The following is a 16,431-nucleotide window of genomic DNA, read 5'->3' on the forward strand; positions in this document are numbered from 1 at the left end:
CGACCGATCGGCTGTTGAACCACAGGTAAGGACGACATGGGACAGGTGATCGAACGACGCTTGCTGGGTCTGAGCCTTGGGCAGATCACCCTGCTGGACGCAGTTGCGACGGGGCCAAAGGATGACCGCAGCGCGACTTTGTTTTTTGCGGCGGGCAGTGATTTGTCGTCCTTGGCGCATGCAGACGGTGTGGTGCCGCTGTCACAGATCAGTGTCGGTGGTGCGGCATGCATCACCTATCCTTTGCCCGCCGATGGCCACCTACGGCTGACGCTTGATGGTGCTCCGGTGGACATCACCCCGGTGGCGTCGGAACAGGACCGGTTCGAAGGATTGAACTGCATCGCCGCTGTGCGCAATGGCGAAGATGCACAGACCGTTGCGGTTTGGGTGCAGCATCATGTGAAGACCCAATCGCTTCAGGCGGTCGTGATCGTGGACCGCGCGAAACCGGGGGCCGACCCTGCTTTTGCGTCGGGTCTGGCAGCCGAACTGAACCGCCTCTCGGTTGATTGTGATGTGACGATCCTGACCAGCGATTTGCCGCTGGGCCGCACCGATACCCCGGCCGAGGCGCATCCTTTCTGCGTGCCCGAAGCCCCCGGCAAGGACCGGATGAAAGTGCCAAAGCCGTCACCGTGGGATTCGCCCCTTGGTGCGATGTCGCTTTACGAGATCCTACGCGCCCGTTTTTTGGGGCAGGCGCGGGCGGTCAGCAACATCGAAGTGCACGATCTCATGCCTCTGGATGCGCCCAACATGTTCGACAGCGCGGTCGAGGCTGATGGCGGGGTGATCGCGCTGTTTGGCCGCCACTGTTACCCTTGGCGCGTGCGCAAGGACGATCCGACACGCTTCGCCGATCACATCTGCGTCCAGTTCGATGCCAAGGGGGGACGACAACGCTGGTGTATTGCTCCTGCCAAGGCACCCGAGGCGGCGATCTGGCGGATGATCCGGATCGGCAATGCGATACCGGACCGGGGTCGCACGCAACTGTTCTACCGGCACATGGCGCTGCGGCATCCGACGCCGTCGATCTCAAAGATCGTGCCCAAGACCTCGCTTATCGAGCACCCGCCGCTGATCGAAATGTCTGAACAGTACTGGGGGCACAAACCTGTTCGGATGCCCGAACTGGAGGCCGATGCGCTGCCCAAGGGAAAGGGCCGCCGCGCCATCGTCACCACGATGAAGAATGAAGGGCCGTTCATCCTTGAATGGTTGGCCTATCACCGTGCGATCGGGTTCGACGACATTCTGGTTTACACCAATGATTGCACCGACGGCACTGATACGATGCTGCAAATGCTCGAACGGAAGGGGTTCGTGCAGCACCGGGAAAACCCGTTTCGCGAAAGCGGGCTAAAGCCACAACACGCGGCGTTGCAGGCTTCGGATGATGAACCGGTGGTCAAGAATGCGGCTTGGGTGACCTGCATCGACGTAGACGAATTCGTAAACATCAAGGTGGGCGATGGCACGCTGGATGCGTTGTTCGACGCCGTGCCCGACGCCAACATGATTGCGATGACATGGCGGCTTTTTGGCAATTGCGACGTGCATGAATACGTCGATCGCCCGATCACCGAACAGTTCCTGCGCTCTGCGCCCGAGTTTGCCCGTAAACCGCATCAGGCCTGGGGCTTCAAGACGCTTTTCAAGAATATTGGTCTCTTCAAGAAGATGGGGGTGCACCGACCCAAGGGTCTGAATCCGCAGCTTTGGGAGGACATCAACTGGGTCAACGGATCAGGCAACCCTCTGCCGCGCGAGATGTTCCGCAATGGCTGGCGCTCCACGACCGAGACGTATGGCTATGACCTAGTGCAACTGAACCACTACGCCGTACGCTCTGCCGAGAGTTTTCTTGTGAAACGCGATCGCGGGCGAGTGAACCATGTCGACCGGGATCAGGGGCTCGCTTATTGGTTTCGGATGAACAACAATTACGAGGAAGAGCTGTCGATCCAATTACGCCTGCCGATGATGCAGGCGGAACTGGAGCGCTTGCTGTCAGACCCCGAGATCGGCGCGGCACATGACAGCGCAGTGGCGGCGCACAAGACCAAGATCGACGCGCTGCGCGCAACAGAGAATTACGCGAATTTCTATGCGGATTTGACGGGGGGCCGGCTTGAGAAGCTGTCGCGATTGCACAATCACTTTGGGTCAAACGTGTTCCTGTCTGGTCCCGAGGTGGTGCCGGATGAAGTCTTGCTCAAAGATCCGGAGGAAGATTGGTTCTTCACCGTCGAACTCACTGGTGAAACCGCACATTGACCCCCTAAACGATTGAAGGCCGCCCATTTGGGGCGGCCTTTTCATCGTCCGCGACGGAGCTTGTGTCAGAGGCTGCGTCGCGGGGAGTGGTGTGCGACCGTCATGGGCCGTGTCTGGATCACTTGACCAGAGCTTGTATGACGGCGCGCTTTTCGCTGTTGCTGTCACCGGAATGGATGACGGACAGGATGGTGTTGACCTCGGCTTCGGTCAGTGTGGAGACGTCAACGTTCGGTGCGAATTGCGAGATGCCCGAGGTGTCGACCATTGCGGATGCCGAGAATGCGGTGAGGGCGAGGGCGGTTGCTGCGATCAGAGTTTTCATTTTCTTAAGTCCTTTTGTATGAGGGTTGGTTTACTTGACGAGGGCTTGGATGACGGCGCGCTTTTCGCCGTTGCTGTCACCGGAATGGATGACGGACAGGATGGTGTTGACCTCGGCTTCGGTCAGCGTGGAGACATCGACGTTTGGTGCGAATTGCGAGATGCCCGAGGTGTCGACCATGGCGGATGCCGAGAATGCGGTGAGGGCGAGGGCGGTTGCTGCGATGAGCGTTTTCATATGTTTGATCCTTTGGTTTGTATTGAGATGCGCCGTGTGGCGCGGTTTTCGGTTGTGTCTGTCGTCGGTCTGTCTGTCCGACACCAATCAAGTTAGGGTTGGTGCGGCGGGCTTTGAATTCACAGCTCGTGCACAGCGGCTCTCGCAAAAGTGGCCTTGACGCGAGGGGCGGGCGATCACCCCCTGCGCGCGGCTGCACAGGCTTGGTGCGGGTCAGGATTTGTTGGGTTTTTGGCGGTGTTCGGATGGCAGGATTTGACACTGCCGCGTGACGGAGATCACGGGTTCGGCGATGTCCTATGACGTATCAAGAAAATGTGACGGTCCGGAAAAGGGCATATGTTTCAATGGGAACACCGGGGTGCGAGCAGCCGAGACCACGGCCGTGATCCATGTGTCAGGCGGCTTGGGTGGATTTTGAAAATTGAAGTGAGTCGGTCGGGGCAAGCGGGCTATTTTTTGAGGCAGGCCTGCGCAGAGCAGTCTGTGACAGATCGTTGTGCAGGGGCGATTAGAAACGCCCAAGCGGTTTCACCGGGCGGGACCCGGTGAACTGTCGTTCTGCTTTATGGAGATCCTTGTGCTTGGCCAAGGGTCTGGCTGGCATAGGGTCCCAGGCTTGCGTCCTAGGATGGCTGCATGTTGTAAGAGTAGAAGCGGCGCCGCCCCGTGGGCATGACGGTTCTCTCGCGTCCGCGATTTAACGCGTGACCTGTACTCCGGGGGTGCCGAAGCCTGTTCAGACCGGTCTCTCAAGGTCAGCCTTCCGGCATGTGAGAGAAATGTCATTTTGTCGTATCGCGGCATGGGAGTGACCCTTCCCGCTCAAAGCGCTTTGTGGCGGGGAAGGTGAATTGCGCGGGTTAAGAACTTGGAAATGAGGCGAGCGCTTGGTCCCGCGCTTCGAACGCGATGCGCAAGCCCGTTCGAACGGGCTTGCGACCGTTGCACCGCCAGCTCTCAGCCGATGATCTCGTTCAGTTTGGCCGAGGGGCGCATCACTGCTGCAGTTTTTGTAGTATCGGTGTGGTAATACCCACCAAGATCCGCAGGTGCTCCCTGAGCCGCTTTCAGCTCTGACAGGATTGTCGCCTCGTTCTCAGCCAAAGCAGCCGCGATGGGTGCGAAATGGGCAGCCAAGTCGGCATCCTCAGACTGCGCCGCCAAGGCCTCGGCCCAGTAGCGGGCGAACCAGTAGTGACTGTCGCGGTTGTCCGGCTCACCGACTTTGCGCGAGGGCGACCGATTGTCATCGAGAATGCCCTGCGTCGCGGCGTCCACGGCTTTGCCCAGCACGCGGGCCTTTTCGTTGCTCCGCACATCCGCGAGGAACTGCAGGCTTTCGCCAAGTGCACAGAATTCGCCAAGGCTGTCCCAGCGCAGGTGGTTCTGTTCCATCAGCTGTTGCACGTGCTTCGGCGCTGAGCCGCCTGCGCCCGTTTCAAAAAGACCGCCGCCGTTCATCAGCTTCACGATCGACAGCATCTTGGCCGATGTGGCCAGTTCGAGGATCGGGAACAGGTCGGTCAGGTAGTCGCGCAGCACGTTGCCTGTAATCGCAATCGAGGTGTCGCCTGCGCGGATCGTTTCCAGCGACGCGCGGGTTGCTTCGCGTGGTGCCATGATTTTGAACGTGTCCGTCAGGCCTTTGGCCGCAAGGATTGGCGTAACGTATTTGATCAGTTCGGCATCATGTGCGCGGGTCGCATCCAGCCAGAAGATTGCTTCGCAGCCTTCGGCTTTCTGACGGTCGATGGCCAACTGTACCCAATCTTCGATTGGTGCTTTGCGGGTCGAGGCAGAGCGCCAGATGTCGCCCGTTTCGACCGCATGTTCGTGCAGTACCGTACCATCGCCGAGGATCATCTTGACCGTACCGTTGTGCGGGATTTCGAATGTGGTCGGGTGCGAGCCGTATTCTTCGGCCTTTTGCGCCATCAGTCCGATATTCTGCACTGTGCCCGCGGTTGCCGGGTCCAGTTTACCGGTTTCCTTGAAGTAGTTGATCGTCTCTTCGTAGATCGGTGCATAGGAATTGTCGGGGATGACGCAGTTTGCATCGTGTTCCTTGCCGTCCGGCCCCCAACCTTTGCCGCCTGCGCGGATCAGGGCAGGCATGGAGGCGTCGACGATCACGTCCGAGGGTACGTGCAGGTTGGTGATGCCCTTGTCGGAATCCACCATGTACAACGGCGCGCGGTCGGCCAGCACTTTTTCGATTTCGGCTTTGACATCGGGCATGTTGTCGACATGAGCCATCAGATCACCAAGGCCCGAGTTCGGGTTGATGCCCGCAGCGGCCATCTGATCACCAAACTTGTCGAAAACTGGCTGAAGGTAGGCTTTGACCGCATGGCCAAAGATGATTGGGTCGGAGACCTTCATCATCGTCGCCTTGAGGTGAAGCGAGAAGAGCGTGCCTTCTTCCTTGGTCTTGGCGATCTCTTCGGCAAGGAAGGCGTCCAGCGCCTTTGCCGACATGAATGTCGCGTCGACAACGGTGCCTGCGGGATAGCTGAGACCGTCCTTCAGGACAGTTTCAGAACCGTCTTCACTGACCAGCACGATCTTTGCTGTGCTTTCTGCAGAGAGGGTCGCGGATTTCTCGTTCGAGCGGAAATCTCCACCGGTCATGGAGGACACGCGTGTCTTGCTGTCGGCAGACCAGTCGCCCATGCGGTGCGGGTTGTTCTGGGCATAGGCCTTGACCGCCTTGGCTGCGCGGCGGTCGGAGTTGCCTTCGCGCAGGACCGGGTTCACGGCGGAGCCTTTGATCGTGTCATACTTGGCGCGGACCGCCTTTTCGGCATCCGTTTCGGGTGTTTCCGGGTAATCCGGCAGTGCATAGCCTTGGCTTTGCAGTTCTTTGATCGCGGCGACCAGCTGCGGCACTGATGCCGAGATGTTCGGCAGCTTGATCACATTCGCTTCGGGCGTCTTCACCAGCTGGCCAAGCTCTGCAAGGTCGTCGGACTGGCGCTGACCTTCGGTCAGGTGTTCGGGGAAGGTGGCAAGGATACGGCCTGCCAACGAAATGTCCTTGGTGCCGACGCTTACGCCTGCGGCGCTTGCGAATTTCTGGATGATCGGCAGGAACGAGGCCGAGGCCAGCTCGGGCGCTTCGTCTACCTTGGTATAGATGATGTCGGGGGTTGTGGAATCAGCCATGGGTCACGCCTTTCATGATTTGCCCATGCAATAGGCCAAACCAGCTGAGTCGTAAACAGCATACAGTGGTATACATTGCCGCAATCAGCGGTTCAGGTCGAAATGAACTCGACCCCGTCCGGCGCGAATACTGCAGCGGTCAATTGCCCCGTGGCGTAGGCGCCTGTGTCGATGGAAATGCGGCCGTCCTGCATCTTGGGTCTGTCGACGATCGTGTGACCGTGGACGATCCAGAACCCATCTTCGCGAGGCTTTTTTCGGAACTCGGGGTGTCCCCAGATGAACGTATCAGGTGCATGCTCTTCAAGCGGAGTGCTTGGATCCGCGCCCGCATGGACGACTGCCACGTTTCCGGACCATGCAATACAATCGAGTCCTGCGACCCACGCGACCATCTTTTCGCCCATTGTATCGTATAGATTATCTCGCGCCCGCGTCAGGCCTTCTGCCCCGGATGAATCGGTGACACCGGACACGCCAAAGCTGGCCAATGTTTGCAGGCCACCATTGCGAAGCCATCTGCGCCCTTGGCTTTCCGGCGACTTGAGGAAGTTCAGCATGAGTTGTTCATGATTGCCCATCAGCGATGTGATGCGATCATGCCCAATGACGTACTCGAGCACATCTTTGCTGTGGTCGCCGCGATCTATCAGGTCGCCGACGCAGATGATGCTCATGTCCTGCGGCAGGGCGTCGACCAAAGTGGTCAGCAGATCATAGCGGCCATGAATGTCTCCGATCACGCAAAACCGCGATTCCGGTTCAACCGGCTCGAAGACAACCTCAGGCTCGGAAGTTTTGCGTTTGCCGAAAAGATTGGAGAACATCATGCAGTCTTCTTGTTTGAGCGTTTGGCATTTGCCAGTTTTTTGGGCGTTTCTACAGGGGAATATGGTGTCCTCATCGTCAATACAAAGACCAGAGGGGATTTCATTTGGTGGTCGCCGTCTGTCTTTCGTGCTAGGCGCGAGCACACTCCGAACGATCTCATATACGAAACGGCTTTATGAAACGTGTCCTTGTCACCGGAACCGCCGGGTTTATCGGGTTCTATCTCGCGCGGCTTTTGCTGGAGGAAGGCTTTGTTGTCCACGGCTATGATGCGATCACCGATTACTATGATGTGACGCTCAAGGAACGCCGTAACCAGATGTTGCTGCAATCTCCGGGCTACAGCTTTACCCATGCGACGTTAGAGGAGAACGGCACGTTTGACCGGGTCGCGGCTGAGTTCGCGCCGGACATCATTGTTCACCTCGCCGGTCAGGCCGGTGTACGTTATTCGCTTGAGAATCCGCGCGCCTATTTGGACAGCAATCTGGTCGGTACGTTCAACGTGATGGAAGCCGCGCGGCAGTTGCAGGTTGAGCATCTGCTGATGGCGTCGACGTCGTCAGTCTACGGTGCCAACGAAGAGATGCCGTTTCGCGAGACCGACAAGGCGGATACCCAGTTAACCTTCTACGCGGCAACGAAGAAGGCGAATGAGAGCATGGCGCATTCTTATGCGCATCTGTGGAACATCCCGACCACCATGTTCCGGTTCTTCACCGTCTATGGCCCGTGGGGACGGCCCGATATGGCGCTCTTCAAGTTTACCAAGGGCATCTTTGAAGGCACGCCCATCGACATCTACAACCACGGCGACATGTATCGCGACTTTACCTATGTCGAGGATCTCGTGCGCGGTATCCGGCTGTTGATGGATGCGGTGCCCGGTGGGCCGGAAACCGCGGTTGAAGGGGATACGCTCAGCCCGGCAGCGCCCTACCGGGTCGTGAACATCGGCAATTCTGACAAGGTGCGCCTGATGGATTTCATCGAGGCGATCGAGGCCGAGACCGGGATTTCAGCCAAGCGCAATTATATGGAGATGCAGAAAGGCGATGTGTTTGCCACATGGGCCGATGCGTCCTTGCTGCGGAACCTGACGGGATATGCGCCCAAGACCGATGTGCGGGATGGGGTGGCGAAGTTCGTAAAGTGGTATCGGGACTATTACCGCGTTTGACGATTGATTGCGGTTCCAAGGCAATCCCGGGCGATTATCAAGGAAAGCCGAAAAGTCTTGATTGCCGATAGGCATGGTCGGCTGGGCTGCGCGGCGCGATACTTGGCGCATCAGCAGCAGAGAGTATCGCGCATGACCACGTCTTATTACGCGCCCAAGGGCGGGCATCCCGGGCAGGATCAGCTTTTGACGGATCGCGCCATGTTCACCGAGGCCTATGCGGTGATCCCCAAAGGCACGATGCGGGACATCACCACGAGCTTTCTGCCGTTCTGGGACAACACCCGCCTTTGGGTGATCGCGCGTCCGATGACCGGCTTTGCCGAGACCTTTTCGCATTACATCATGGAGGTTGGCCCCGGTGGCGGGTCAGATCGCGCCGAGACCGATCCAGAGGCCGAAGGTGTGTTGTTCGTGGTCGAAGGGTCCATGAGCCTGACCGTGGGTGGTAAAACACATGAGATGATGCCCGGCGGTTACGCATTCCTGCCGCCTCAATCGGGTTGGACGCTGCGCAACACCGGGACAGAGCCGGTGCGCTTTCACTGGCTGCGCAAGGCGTATCAAGCGGTTGAAGGACTCGACCATCCCGAAGTGATCGTGAAGAACGAAGCAGATGTTGCCCCATCCCCGATGCCGGGTACGGATGGAAAGTGGGCAACAACCCGTTTTGTCGATCCGAGTGACCTGCGCCACGATATGCATGTTACCATTGTGACGCTTGAACCCGGCGCGGTGATCCCGTTTGCAGAAACCCATGTGATGGAACACGGGCTCTATGTGCTCGAAGGCAAGGCGGTCTACCGGCTCAATCAGGATTGGGTCGAGGTCGAGGCTGGGGACTACATGTGGCTGCGCGCGTTCTGCCCGCAAGCGTGTTACGCAGGTGGACCGGGGCGGTTCCGGTATCTGCTTTACAAGGATGTAAACCGGCACATGCCGTTGCGCTTGGGCGCAGGACGGTAAAGGCCTTCCGATTCTGTTTGAAATGGATGAAAAGCGCATCTTTTTGGAGGTGCGCTTTTGTTTTTCGAAAAATCATTTCATAAGATGAAAAAATTAATGCACTGATATCGCTTATTTTTCCACTTCCTCCAAAAATGAAAAATAATTTCGAAAAAATTGAATGCGGGGGCTGGATCGCGTAGGATACGTTCAATTGGAGGAGATACACCATGAGTTTCCAGAACCCTGTTTTCATTCCCGGTCCGACGAACATCCCTGAATCGCTTCGCAAAGCGTGCGATATGCCGACCATCGACCATCGGTCGCCGCTGTTTGGACAAATCCTGCACCCTGCCCGCAAGGCGGTTCAGCAAATCCTGAAAAGCACCAGCGCTGAGGTGTTCATTTTCCCGGCGTCCGGTACGGGCGGATGGGAGACCGCGCTGACCAACACGCTTAGTGCGGGTGACACCGTTCTGGTGGCGCGCAATGGAATGTTCTCGCATCGCTGGATCGACATGTGCGAACGCTTTGGCCTTGATGTGATCATCGTAGATGTGGCGTGGGGCAAGGGTATCCCCGCTGACCGCTTTGAAGAGATCCTTAGCAAAGACACGTCGCACCGGATCAAAGCGGTTCTGGCCACACACAACGAGACCGCGACAGGCGTTAAGTCCGACATCAGCGCGGTTCGCAAGGCTATGGATGCCGCCACACACCCGGCGCTTCTGATGGTGGACGGCGTATCTTCGATCGCGTCGATGGATTTCCGGTTTGACGACTGGGGCGTCGATGTTGCCGTGACGGGTTCGCAAAAGGGCTTCATGCTGCCTGCGGGTCTGGCCATCGTCGGGTTCAGCCAAAAGGCAATGGAGGCAACCAAGACAGCTGGTCTGTTCCGCACGTTCTTCGACGTGAACGACATGATGAAAGGCTATGCCAACAACGCGTATCCGTACACGCCCGCCGTTGGTCTGATGAACGGTCTCAACGAAGCCTGCCGCATGTTGCAAGCCGAAGGGTTGGAAAACGTGTTCGCCCGCCACACGCGCATGGCCGAAGGCGTGCGTGCAGCGGTGGACGCTTGGGGCCTAAAGCTGTGTGCGGAAACGCCGGATCTGTATTCCGATACCGTGTCGGCCATTCGCACCCCCGAAGGCTTTAACGCGACAGATATCGTGACCCATGCGGCCAGCGCCTATGGCGTTGCATTTGGTGTGGGTCTGGGTGAGGTCGCTGGCAAGGTGTTCCGCATCGGCCATCTTGGCAGCCTCACGGACGTGATGGCCCTGTCGGGGATTGCTACTGCCGAGATGTGCATGGTGGACCTTGGGCTTGATATCAAGCTCGGGTCAGGGGTTGCCGCCGCTCAGGAATACTATCGGCATGGTTCCAAGATTGCAGCGAAGGTGGCCGCAGAATGAAAGACCTGGCTATGACTATCCCGACCTACGACGATATGCTGGCAGCGCATGAGCGCATCAAGCCGCATATCCGCCGCACGCCGGTCATGCAGTCTGATTACCTAAACGAATTGACCGGCGCACAGTTGTTCTTCAAGTGCGAGAACTTTCAGGAGCCGGGTGCCTTCAAGGTGCGTGGTGGATCGAATGCAGTGTTTGGCCTGACCGATGAACAGGCGAAAAAGGGCGTCTGTACCCATTCGTCCGGCAACCACGCTTTGTGCCTGTCCTATGCTGCCGGACGTCGCGGTATCCCGTGCAACGTGGTCATGCCGCGTACCGCACCGGAGGCCAAAAAGGACGCGGTGCGCCGTTATGGCGGTACGATCACCGAATGCGAGCCATCGACCACTTCGCGTGAGGCTGTGTTTGCCGAAGTTCAAGCGCGCACCGGTGGTGAGTTTGTGCACCCCTACAACGACCCGCGCGTCATTGCCGGGCAAGGCACGTGTTCCAAGGAATTCATGGAGCAGACCGACGGTCTCGACATGATGGTGGCACCCATCGGGGGCGGGGGGATGATCTCGGGCACGTGTCTGACGCTGTCGACACTGGCGCCCGAGGTCAACATCATTGCTGCCGAGCCGGAACAGGCCGACGATGCCTATCGAAGCTTCAAGGCGGGACATATCATCGCCGATGACGCGCCCGAAACGATTGCTGACGGACTCAAGGTGCCGCTCAAGGATCTGACCTGGCATTTCGTGTCGAACCATGTGTCCGACATCATGACTGCGTCAGAGCAAGAGATCATCGACGCGATGAAGATCACGTGGAAGTACCTGCGCATCGTGATGGAGCCGTCCTGCGCCGTCCCGCTGGCCGTGATCCTCAAGAACAAAGAAGCTTTCGCCGGAAAGCGCGTCGGTGTCATCGTCACTGGTGGCAATGTTGACCTTGATAAACTGCCGTGGATGATGAGTTAAACGCTCTTTCCTCCATGCTGTGTTTCCTATAGGAAACTTCTAAGATTATACGACACATGCCGCTTCCACGCGATGACCGGGTACGGCTTAAAATCGGAGAGACGCAATGAAAGACATGAGCATTCTGGACGACTTTGAAGTCGGTTTCGATATTCCTGCCAAGCCGGGTATGGCTGAGTCGGAGGTGCAGACGCCTTGCCTCGTGCTCGACCTTGACGCGCTTGAGCGCAACATCAAGAAGATGGGTGACTACGCCAAGGCGCACGGTATGCGTCACCGCGTGCACGGCAAGATGCACAAGTCGGTGGACGTTGCATTGCTTCAGGTCGAACTGGGCGGCGCTTGTGGTGTTTGCTGTCAGAAGGTGTCCGAGGCTGAAGTGTTTGCGCGCGGCGGCATCAAAGACGTGCTGGTGTCGAACCAAGTGCGTGATCCGGCCAAAATCGACCGGCTGGCCCGTATGCCCAAGCTGGGCGCGCGGACGATTTGCTGTGTGGACGATCTGGCAAACGTCGCCGATCTGTCGGCAGCGGCGGTCAAGCATGGCACCCAAATCGAATGTCTGGTCGAAATCGACTGCGGTGCGGGCCGTTGCGGTGTGACGACCACGCCCGCGGTTGTCGAAATTGCCAAGGCGATCGATGCGGCAGAGGGTCTGAAATTCGCTGGTATCCAAGCCTATCAGGGCGCGATGCAGCACATGGACTCGTATGAAGAGCGTAAAGCCAAGATCGCGATTGCTGTGGCGCAGGTGAAAGATGCTGTCGACACGCTTAAGGCGGACGGCATCGAGTGTGACATCGTTGGCGGCGGCGGCACCGGGTCGTACTACTTCGAATCCAACTCGGGCGTGTATAACGAACTTCAGTGCGGATCCTACGCGTTCATGGACGCGGATTATGGCCGCATCCTCGACAAAGACGGCAAGCGTATCGACCAGGGCGAGTGGGAGAACGCGCTGTTCATCCTGACCTCGGTGATGAGCCATGCGAAGGCGGATAAGGCTATCGTGGATGCGGGTCTCAAGGCGCAGTCGGTTGATTCAGGCCTGCCGGTGATCTTTGGCCGTGACGATGTTCAGTATGTCAAATGCTCGGACGAGCATGGCGTCGTGATGGACACGGATGGTGTGCTGAAGGTCAATGACAAGCTCAAGCTGGTGCCGGGCCATTGTGACCCGACCTGCAACGTGCACGACTGGTATGTCGGTGTGCGCAACGGGGTTGTGGAAACAGTCTGGCCGGTTTCAGCCCGCGGTCGCGCGTATTGATCTGGTTTCGGATCGGGCATGCCCGATCCGACTGGTTGGGGGTTCCACCCCCAAACCCCCGGCATATTTTTGAAAAGAAGAAGACAGGACGGTGCGCAGTGTGGACTGTCGCACCGTTTTTCATGAGGGAGAGACCATGTATATCGTTCCAGAAGCCTTGATCGCTGATCTGGTGTCACGCGAAGCCTCTTTCGAGGCGGTGGAGCAGGTGTTCGCCGCGATGGCGGCCAAGGATGCCTATAACTTTCCGGTGGTGCGCGAGGCGATTGGGCATGAAGATGCTTTGTACGGCTTTAAAGGCGGGTTCGACCGGGTTGGCGGATCGCTGGGCCTTAAGGCTGGAGGGTACTGGCCGCACAATCTTGAGAAACGCGGGCTGATCAACCACCAGTCAACGGTGTTTTTGTTCGATCCGGATACGGGCAAGGTTCATGCGATGGTTGGCGGTAACCTTTTGACGGCGTTGCGGACGGCGGCGGCGTCTTCGGTGTCGATCAAGCATCTGGCGCGGGCGGATGCCAAGGTGATGGGCATGGTCGGCGCGGGCCATCAGGCGACGTTCCAGTTGCGCGCGGCATTGGAGCAGCGGTCGTTCGAAAAGGTGATTGGTTGGAACTACCACCCCGAGATGCTGCCGAATATCGAGAAGGTCGCGAATGAGGCCGGTGTGCCGTTCGAAGCTGTTGATCTGCCCGGGATGCAAGAGGCGGATGTGATTATCTCGATCACCTCGGCGTTCTCTCCTTCGTTGATGGCCGATCATGTGAGTGCTGGCACGCATATCGCCTGCATGGGCACCGATACCAAAGGCAAGCAAGAGGTCGAGGCAGCGCTTTTGGCAAAGGCCAAGGTGTTCACGGATGAAGTGGCGCAGTCGATTTCCATCGGCGAGGCACAGCATGCGGTGGCAGCTGGGCTGATTGCACAGAGCGATGTGATCGAGATTGGTGCCGTGATCAACGGCACCCATGAGGGGCGGACGTCGGACGCGGACATCACTCTGTTTGATGGCACAGGTGTCGGGCTTCAGGACTTGGCGGTTGCGTCCAAGGTTGTCGAGCTGGCGATTGAGCGGGGCGTGGCGATCGAGGTGGATTTCTGATCCGCTAGCCTTTGGGGAACCAGTGTCGCGTTCGGTTGGCGAACGCGACAAGGGACAGCATCACGGGGACTTCGACCAGCACACCGACCACCGTGGCAAGTGCTGCGCCAGAGTTCAGTCCAAAGAGACTGATTGCGACCGCGACGGCGAGTTCGAAGAAATTCGATGTGCCGATCAGAGCGCAGGGCGCGGCAACGTTGAACGGAACCCGCCATAGTCGCGCCGCGAAGTAGGCGACGAAAAAGATACCGTATGACTGGATCAGAAGCGGCACCGCGATCAGTGCAATGATCAAGGGACGGTCAAGGATCACTTCACCCTGAAACCCGAACAGCAGCACGACCGTTGCAAGCAGGCCGAAGATGGAGAAGGGCTGGACCCGGGATTTGAATGCGTCGATTGCAGGCTCATCGCCTCTGGCAAGAAGCCTGCGACGAGTGATGTAGCCCGCAATCAGGGGCAGGACGACATACAGACCAACAGAGAGAAGAAGCGTGTCCCAAGGGACGGTGATGTCGGTCACGCCAAGCAGGATCGCAACGATGGGTGCGAAAGCGAACACCATAATCACGTCGTTCACGCTGACCTGAACCAAGGTATATGTCGGGTCGCCTTTGGTGAGGTGTGACCAGACAAAAACCATTGCTGTACAAGGCGCCGCCCCCAGCAGGATGACCCCGGCGAGATAGGCCTGTGCATCATCGGGTGGGATCAGATCGGCAAAAATGACTTCAAAGAAAAGTACGCCTAGGGCGGCCATCGTGAAGGGTTTGATCAGCCAATTCACAATAACTGTGATGACGAGGCCTTTGGGCTTGTCACCAACATGCTTGAGCGAACCGAAGTCCACGCCCACCATCATTGGATACACCATCGCCCAGATCAGAACCGCGACCGGCAGATTGACTTTGGCGACTTCTAGTGACGCCAATGCCCCAAAGAGACTGGGCACGAGGTTTCCAAGTATAAGTCCTGCGCCGATGGCCAGAGCGACCCAGAGCGACAGCCAGCGCTCGAACGTTCCGAGACCTGCATTTGTGGCTTTGGAAGTATCGGTCATGCGTCGTGTCCTTGCAGCACTTGCGATTGATCGCACGCGCCGCTGTTCGAAAGCCCGTCAGTCCGGCCGCGCTGCACCCTGTTCAACGATCAGCGATATCTTCGCGTTGTGGAAGGCGCAACTTTTGATCTTTGGGTTCTGCAAATGAAAAACCCCCGATATGGATATCGGGGGCTTTCTGATTATGGACTATGGAGCAGTTATTCTCCGGGCATGGACCCTTTCCCATGGCCAGCCATGCCGCCCGAGACTTCCTCGGTTGCCTCACCGGCCAGTTCTTCGGGCAGAACAAGGTTCAGCACGATGGCGATCAACGCGGCGGGCAGGATGCCGGAGGTGGCGAGCACTTTGAGCGTCTGTGGCAGGTACTGGAGTGCGTCGGGTTCAAGTTGCAGGCCAAGGCCCAGCGACAGGGCAATGGCGAAGATCACCATGTTGCGGCGGTTCCAGTTCACGTCGGACAGCATCGAAATGCCCGCTGCGACAACCATACCGAACATGACGATTACACCGCCGCCGAGCACTTCGATCGGCACCGACGAGATCACTGCGCCGACCTTGGGGATCAGACCGCAGAGGATCAGGAAGATCGCACCGATGGTGACCACACCCCTGCTCATCACGCCGGTCATGGCGATGAGGCCGACGTTTTGGCTGAAGGAGGTGTTGGGTAGTGCACCGAAGAGGCCGGAAATCGCTGTACCCAGACCATCTGCATAGGTCGCGCCCTGGATTTCCTTGTCGGTCGCTTCGCGACCTGCGCCGCCTTTGGTGATACCGGAGACGTCGCCAACGGTTTCGACCGCAGATACAAAGGACATCAGGCAGAAGCCGAGGATCGCCGCGAAGGAGAATTCCAACCCGAAATGCAGCGGGTTCGGCAAGGCAAAGCTGGCCGCACGGCCCACATTGCCAAGGTTCACCTGACCCAGTGCGAAGGCCACCGCATAGCCGACCAAGAGACCGACCAAAACGGCTGAGACTGAAAGCATGCCACGGGTGAAGAACTTAAGACCCAGTGTGACGATGATCACCGTGCCTGCCATCGTCCAGTTCAAGAGCGAGCCGTATTCCTCGGTCCCGATGGCGGGAACGCCGCCTGCCGCGTATTGGACGCCGACCTTGACCAGTGCGAGACCGATCATCGTAACGACAAGGCCCGTCACCAGTGGTGGCAGGGCAAAGCGCAGTTTGCCGATGAACAGGCCAAGGAACGCGTGGAAGAGACCACCAACAAGGATACCGCCCATCAGAACGGCGATGGCATCAACACCCTTGCCCGCGACCAGCGGGATCATGATCGGGATGAAGGCAAAGCTGGTGCCCTGCACGATGGGCAGGCGCGCACCGACCGGGCCTATGCCGATCGTCTGGAACAGTGTGGCGATGCCTGCAAAGAACATCGACATCTGGATCATGTAGATCATCTGCGGGAAGTCGGGGCTGTTCGAGCCAAAGCCGAAGCCTGCCGCGCCGCAGACGATGATCGCGGGGGTGACGTTGGACACGAACATCGCCAGAACGTGCTGGATGCCAAGAGGCACCGCCTTGGCGATGGGGGGTGTGTAATTCGGATCGCGGAGCTGCTCCGGCGTGCCGATAGATGCGTCTGACATGGTTCCTTCTCCCTCGTAACCATTT

At 58.2% G+C, this 16,431-nt stretch carries 13 protein-coding genes; 7 read left to right on the forward strand and 6 right to left on the reverse strand.

What is annotated here, in order from left to right:
* Window positions 1-36: 36 nt before the first annotated feature.
* Window positions 37-2,283, forward strand: coding sequence for a glycosyltransferase family 2 protein (locus MCRY_RS01165; protein WP_085627622.1), 2,247 nt, complete (start codon window positions 37-39; stop codon window positions 2,281-2,283).
* Window positions 2,284-2,401: 118 nt separating this feature from the next.
* Here MCRY_RS01165 and MCRY_RS01170 read toward each other — a convergent pair whose 3' ends face one another.
* The 4 genes from MCRY_RS01170 to MCRY_RS01185 form a co-directional block, all read right to left on the reverse strand.
* Complete coding sequence (locus tag MCRY_RS01170; RefSeq protein ID WP_085627623.1) at window positions 2,402-2,608, reverse strand: hypothetical protein; 207 nt, start codon at window positions 2,606-2,608, stop codon at window positions 2,402-2,404.
* Window positions 2,609-2,638: 30 nt separating this feature from the next.
* A complete protein-coding gene (locus tag MCRY_RS01175) occupies window positions 2,639-2,845 on the reverse strand; it encodes a hypothetical protein (RefSeq protein ID WP_085627624.1) in 207 nt (68 codons plus the stop codon).
* A gap of 960 nt (window positions 2,846-3,805) precedes the next feature.
* A complete protein-coding gene (locus MCRY_RS01180) occupies window positions 3,806-6,013 on the reverse strand; it encodes an NADP-dependent isocitrate dehydrogenase (protein ID WP_085627625.1) in 2,208 nt (735 codons plus the stop codon).
* Between the two features lie 92 nt (window positions 6,014-6,105).
* Entirely contained in the window at window positions 6,106-6,843 is a 738-nt protein-coding gene (locus tag MCRY_RS01185) for a metallophosphoesterase (RefSeq protein WP_238940437.1), read from the reverse strand.
* A 176-nt stretch (window positions 6,844-7,019) separates the two neighbouring features.
* On the opposite strand from MCRY_RS01185, the gene MCRY_RS01190 reads away from it, so the two are divergent.
* The 6 genes from MCRY_RS01190 (at window position 7,020) to bhcD (ending at window position 13,730) form a co-directional block, all read left to right on the forward strand.
* Window positions 7,020-8,024 (forward strand): NAD-dependent epimerase/dehydratase family protein, encoded by a 1,005-nt coding sequence (locus MCRY_RS01190; protein WP_085627626.1) that lies wholly within the window; start codon window positions 7,020-7,022, stop codon window positions 8,022-8,024.
* A 132-nt stretch (window positions 8,025-8,156) separates the two neighbouring features.
* Window positions 8,157-8,990: a bifunctional allantoicase/(S)-ureidoglycine aminohydrolase gene (locus MCRY_RS01195; protein WP_085627627.1), complete on the forward strand. Its 834-nt coding sequence runs from the start codon at window positions 8,157-8,159 to the stop codon at window positions 8,988-8,990.
* Between the two features lie 209 nt (window positions 8,991-9,199).
* Window positions 9,200-10,393 carry an L-aspartate--glyoxylate aminotransferase BhcA gene (gene bhcA, locus MCRY_RS01200; RefSeq protein ID WP_085627628.1) on the forward strand — a complete coding sequence of 398 codons (1,194 nt, stop codon included), beginning with the start codon at window positions 9,200-9,202 and terminating at the stop codon, window positions 10,391-10,393.
* Window positions 10,390-11,358, forward strand: a complete 969-nt coding sequence (bhcB, locus tag MCRY_RS01205; protein ID WP_085627629.1) for a beta-hydroxyaspartate dehydratase BhcB — start codon at window positions 10,390-10,392, stop codon at window positions 11,356-11,358. The genes bhcA and bhcB overlap by 4 nt, the downstream gene beginning before the upstream one ends.
* Window positions 11,359-11,464: 106 nt before the next feature.
* On the forward strand, window positions 11,465-12,628 hold the full coding sequence (gene bhcC / locus MCRY_RS01210) for a 3-hydroxy-D-aspartate aldolase BhcC (protein ID WP_085627630.1): 1,164 nt from the start codon (window positions 11,465-11,467) through the stop codon (window positions 12,626-12,628).
* A 136-nt stretch (window positions 12,629-12,764) separates the two neighbouring features.
* Window positions 12,765-13,730, forward strand: coding sequence for an iminosuccinate reductase BhcD (gene bhcD, locus MCRY_RS01215; protein WP_085627631.1), 966 nt, complete (start codon window positions 12,765-12,767; stop codon window positions 13,728-13,730).
* Window positions 13,731-13,734: 4 nt separating this feature from the next.
* On the opposite strand, the gene arsB is transcribed toward bhcD, so the two are convergent.
* Window positions 13,735-14,790, reverse strand: a complete 1,056-nt coding sequence (arsB, locus tag MCRY_RS01220; protein ID WP_085627632.1) for an ACR3 family arsenite efflux transporter — start codon at window positions 14,788-14,790, stop codon at window positions 13,735-13,737.
* Between the two features lie 200 nt (window positions 14,791-14,990).
* Window positions 14,991-16,406, reverse strand: a complete 1,416-nt coding sequence (locus MCRY_RS01225; RefSeq protein WP_085627633.1) for a uracil-xanthine permease family protein — start codon at window positions 16,404-16,406, stop codon at window positions 14,991-14,993.
* Window positions 16,407-16,431 lie beyond the last annotated feature (25 nt).

Source organism: Marivita cryptomonadis (genome assembly GCF_002115725.1).
Taxonomy (GTDB): Bacteria; Pseudomonadota; Alphaproteobacteria; order Rhodobacterales; family Rhodobacteraceae; genus Marivita; species Marivita cryptomonadis.

Bases quoted from the DNA above. Each gene is read 5' to 3' on its own strand.
- bhcB (WP_085627629.1), top strand. From the start codon at position 10,390: ATGAAAGACCTGGCTATGACTATCCCGACCTACGACGATATGCTGGCA.
- MCRY_RS01170 (WP_085627623.1), bottom strand. From the start codon at position 2,608: ATGAAAACTCTGATCGCAGCAACCGCCCTCGCCCTCACCGCATTCTCG.
- MCRY_RS01195 (WP_085627627.1), top strand. From the start codon at position 8,157: ATGACCACGTCTTATTACGCGCCCAAGGGCGGGCATCCCGGGCAGGAT.
- bhcC (WP_085627630.1), top strand. From the start codon at position 11,465: ATGAAAGACATGAGCATTCTGGACGACTTTGAAGTCGGTTTCGATATT.
- arsB (WP_085627632.1), bottom strand. From the start codon at position 14,790: ATGACCGATACTTCCAAAGCCACAAATGCAGGTCTCGGAACGTTCGAG.
- MCRY_RS01165 (WP_085627622.1), top strand. From the start codon at position 37: ATGGGACAGGTGATCGAACGACGCTTGCTGGGTCTGAGCCTTGGGCAG.
- MCRY_RS01175 (WP_085627624.1), bottom strand. From the start codon at position 2,845: ATGAAAACGCTCATCGCAGCAACCGCCCTCGCCCTCACCGCATTCTCG.
- MCRY_RS01180 (WP_085627625.1), bottom strand. From the start codon at position 6,013: ATGGCTGATTCCACAACCCCCGACATCATCTATACCAAGGTAGACGAA.
- bhcA (WP_085627628.1), top strand. From the start codon at position 9,200: ATGAGTTTCCAGAACCCTGTTTTCATTCCCGGTCCGACGAACATCCCT.
- MCRY_RS01185 (WP_238940437.1), bottom strand. From the start codon at position 6,843: ATGATGTTCTCCAATCTTTTCGGCAAACGCAAAACTTCCGAGCCTGAG.
- bhcD (WP_085627631.1), top strand. From the start codon at position 12,765: ATGTATATCGTTCCAGAAGCCTTGATCGCTGATCTGGTGTCACGCGAA.
- MCRY_RS01190 (WP_085627626.1), top strand. From the start codon at position 7,020: ATGAAACGTGTCCTTGTCACCGGAACCGCCGGGTTTATCGGGTTCTAT.
- MCRY_RS01225 (WP_085627633.1), bottom strand. From the start codon at position 16,406: ATGTCAGACGCATCTATCGGCACGCCGGAGCAGCTCCGCGATCCGAAT.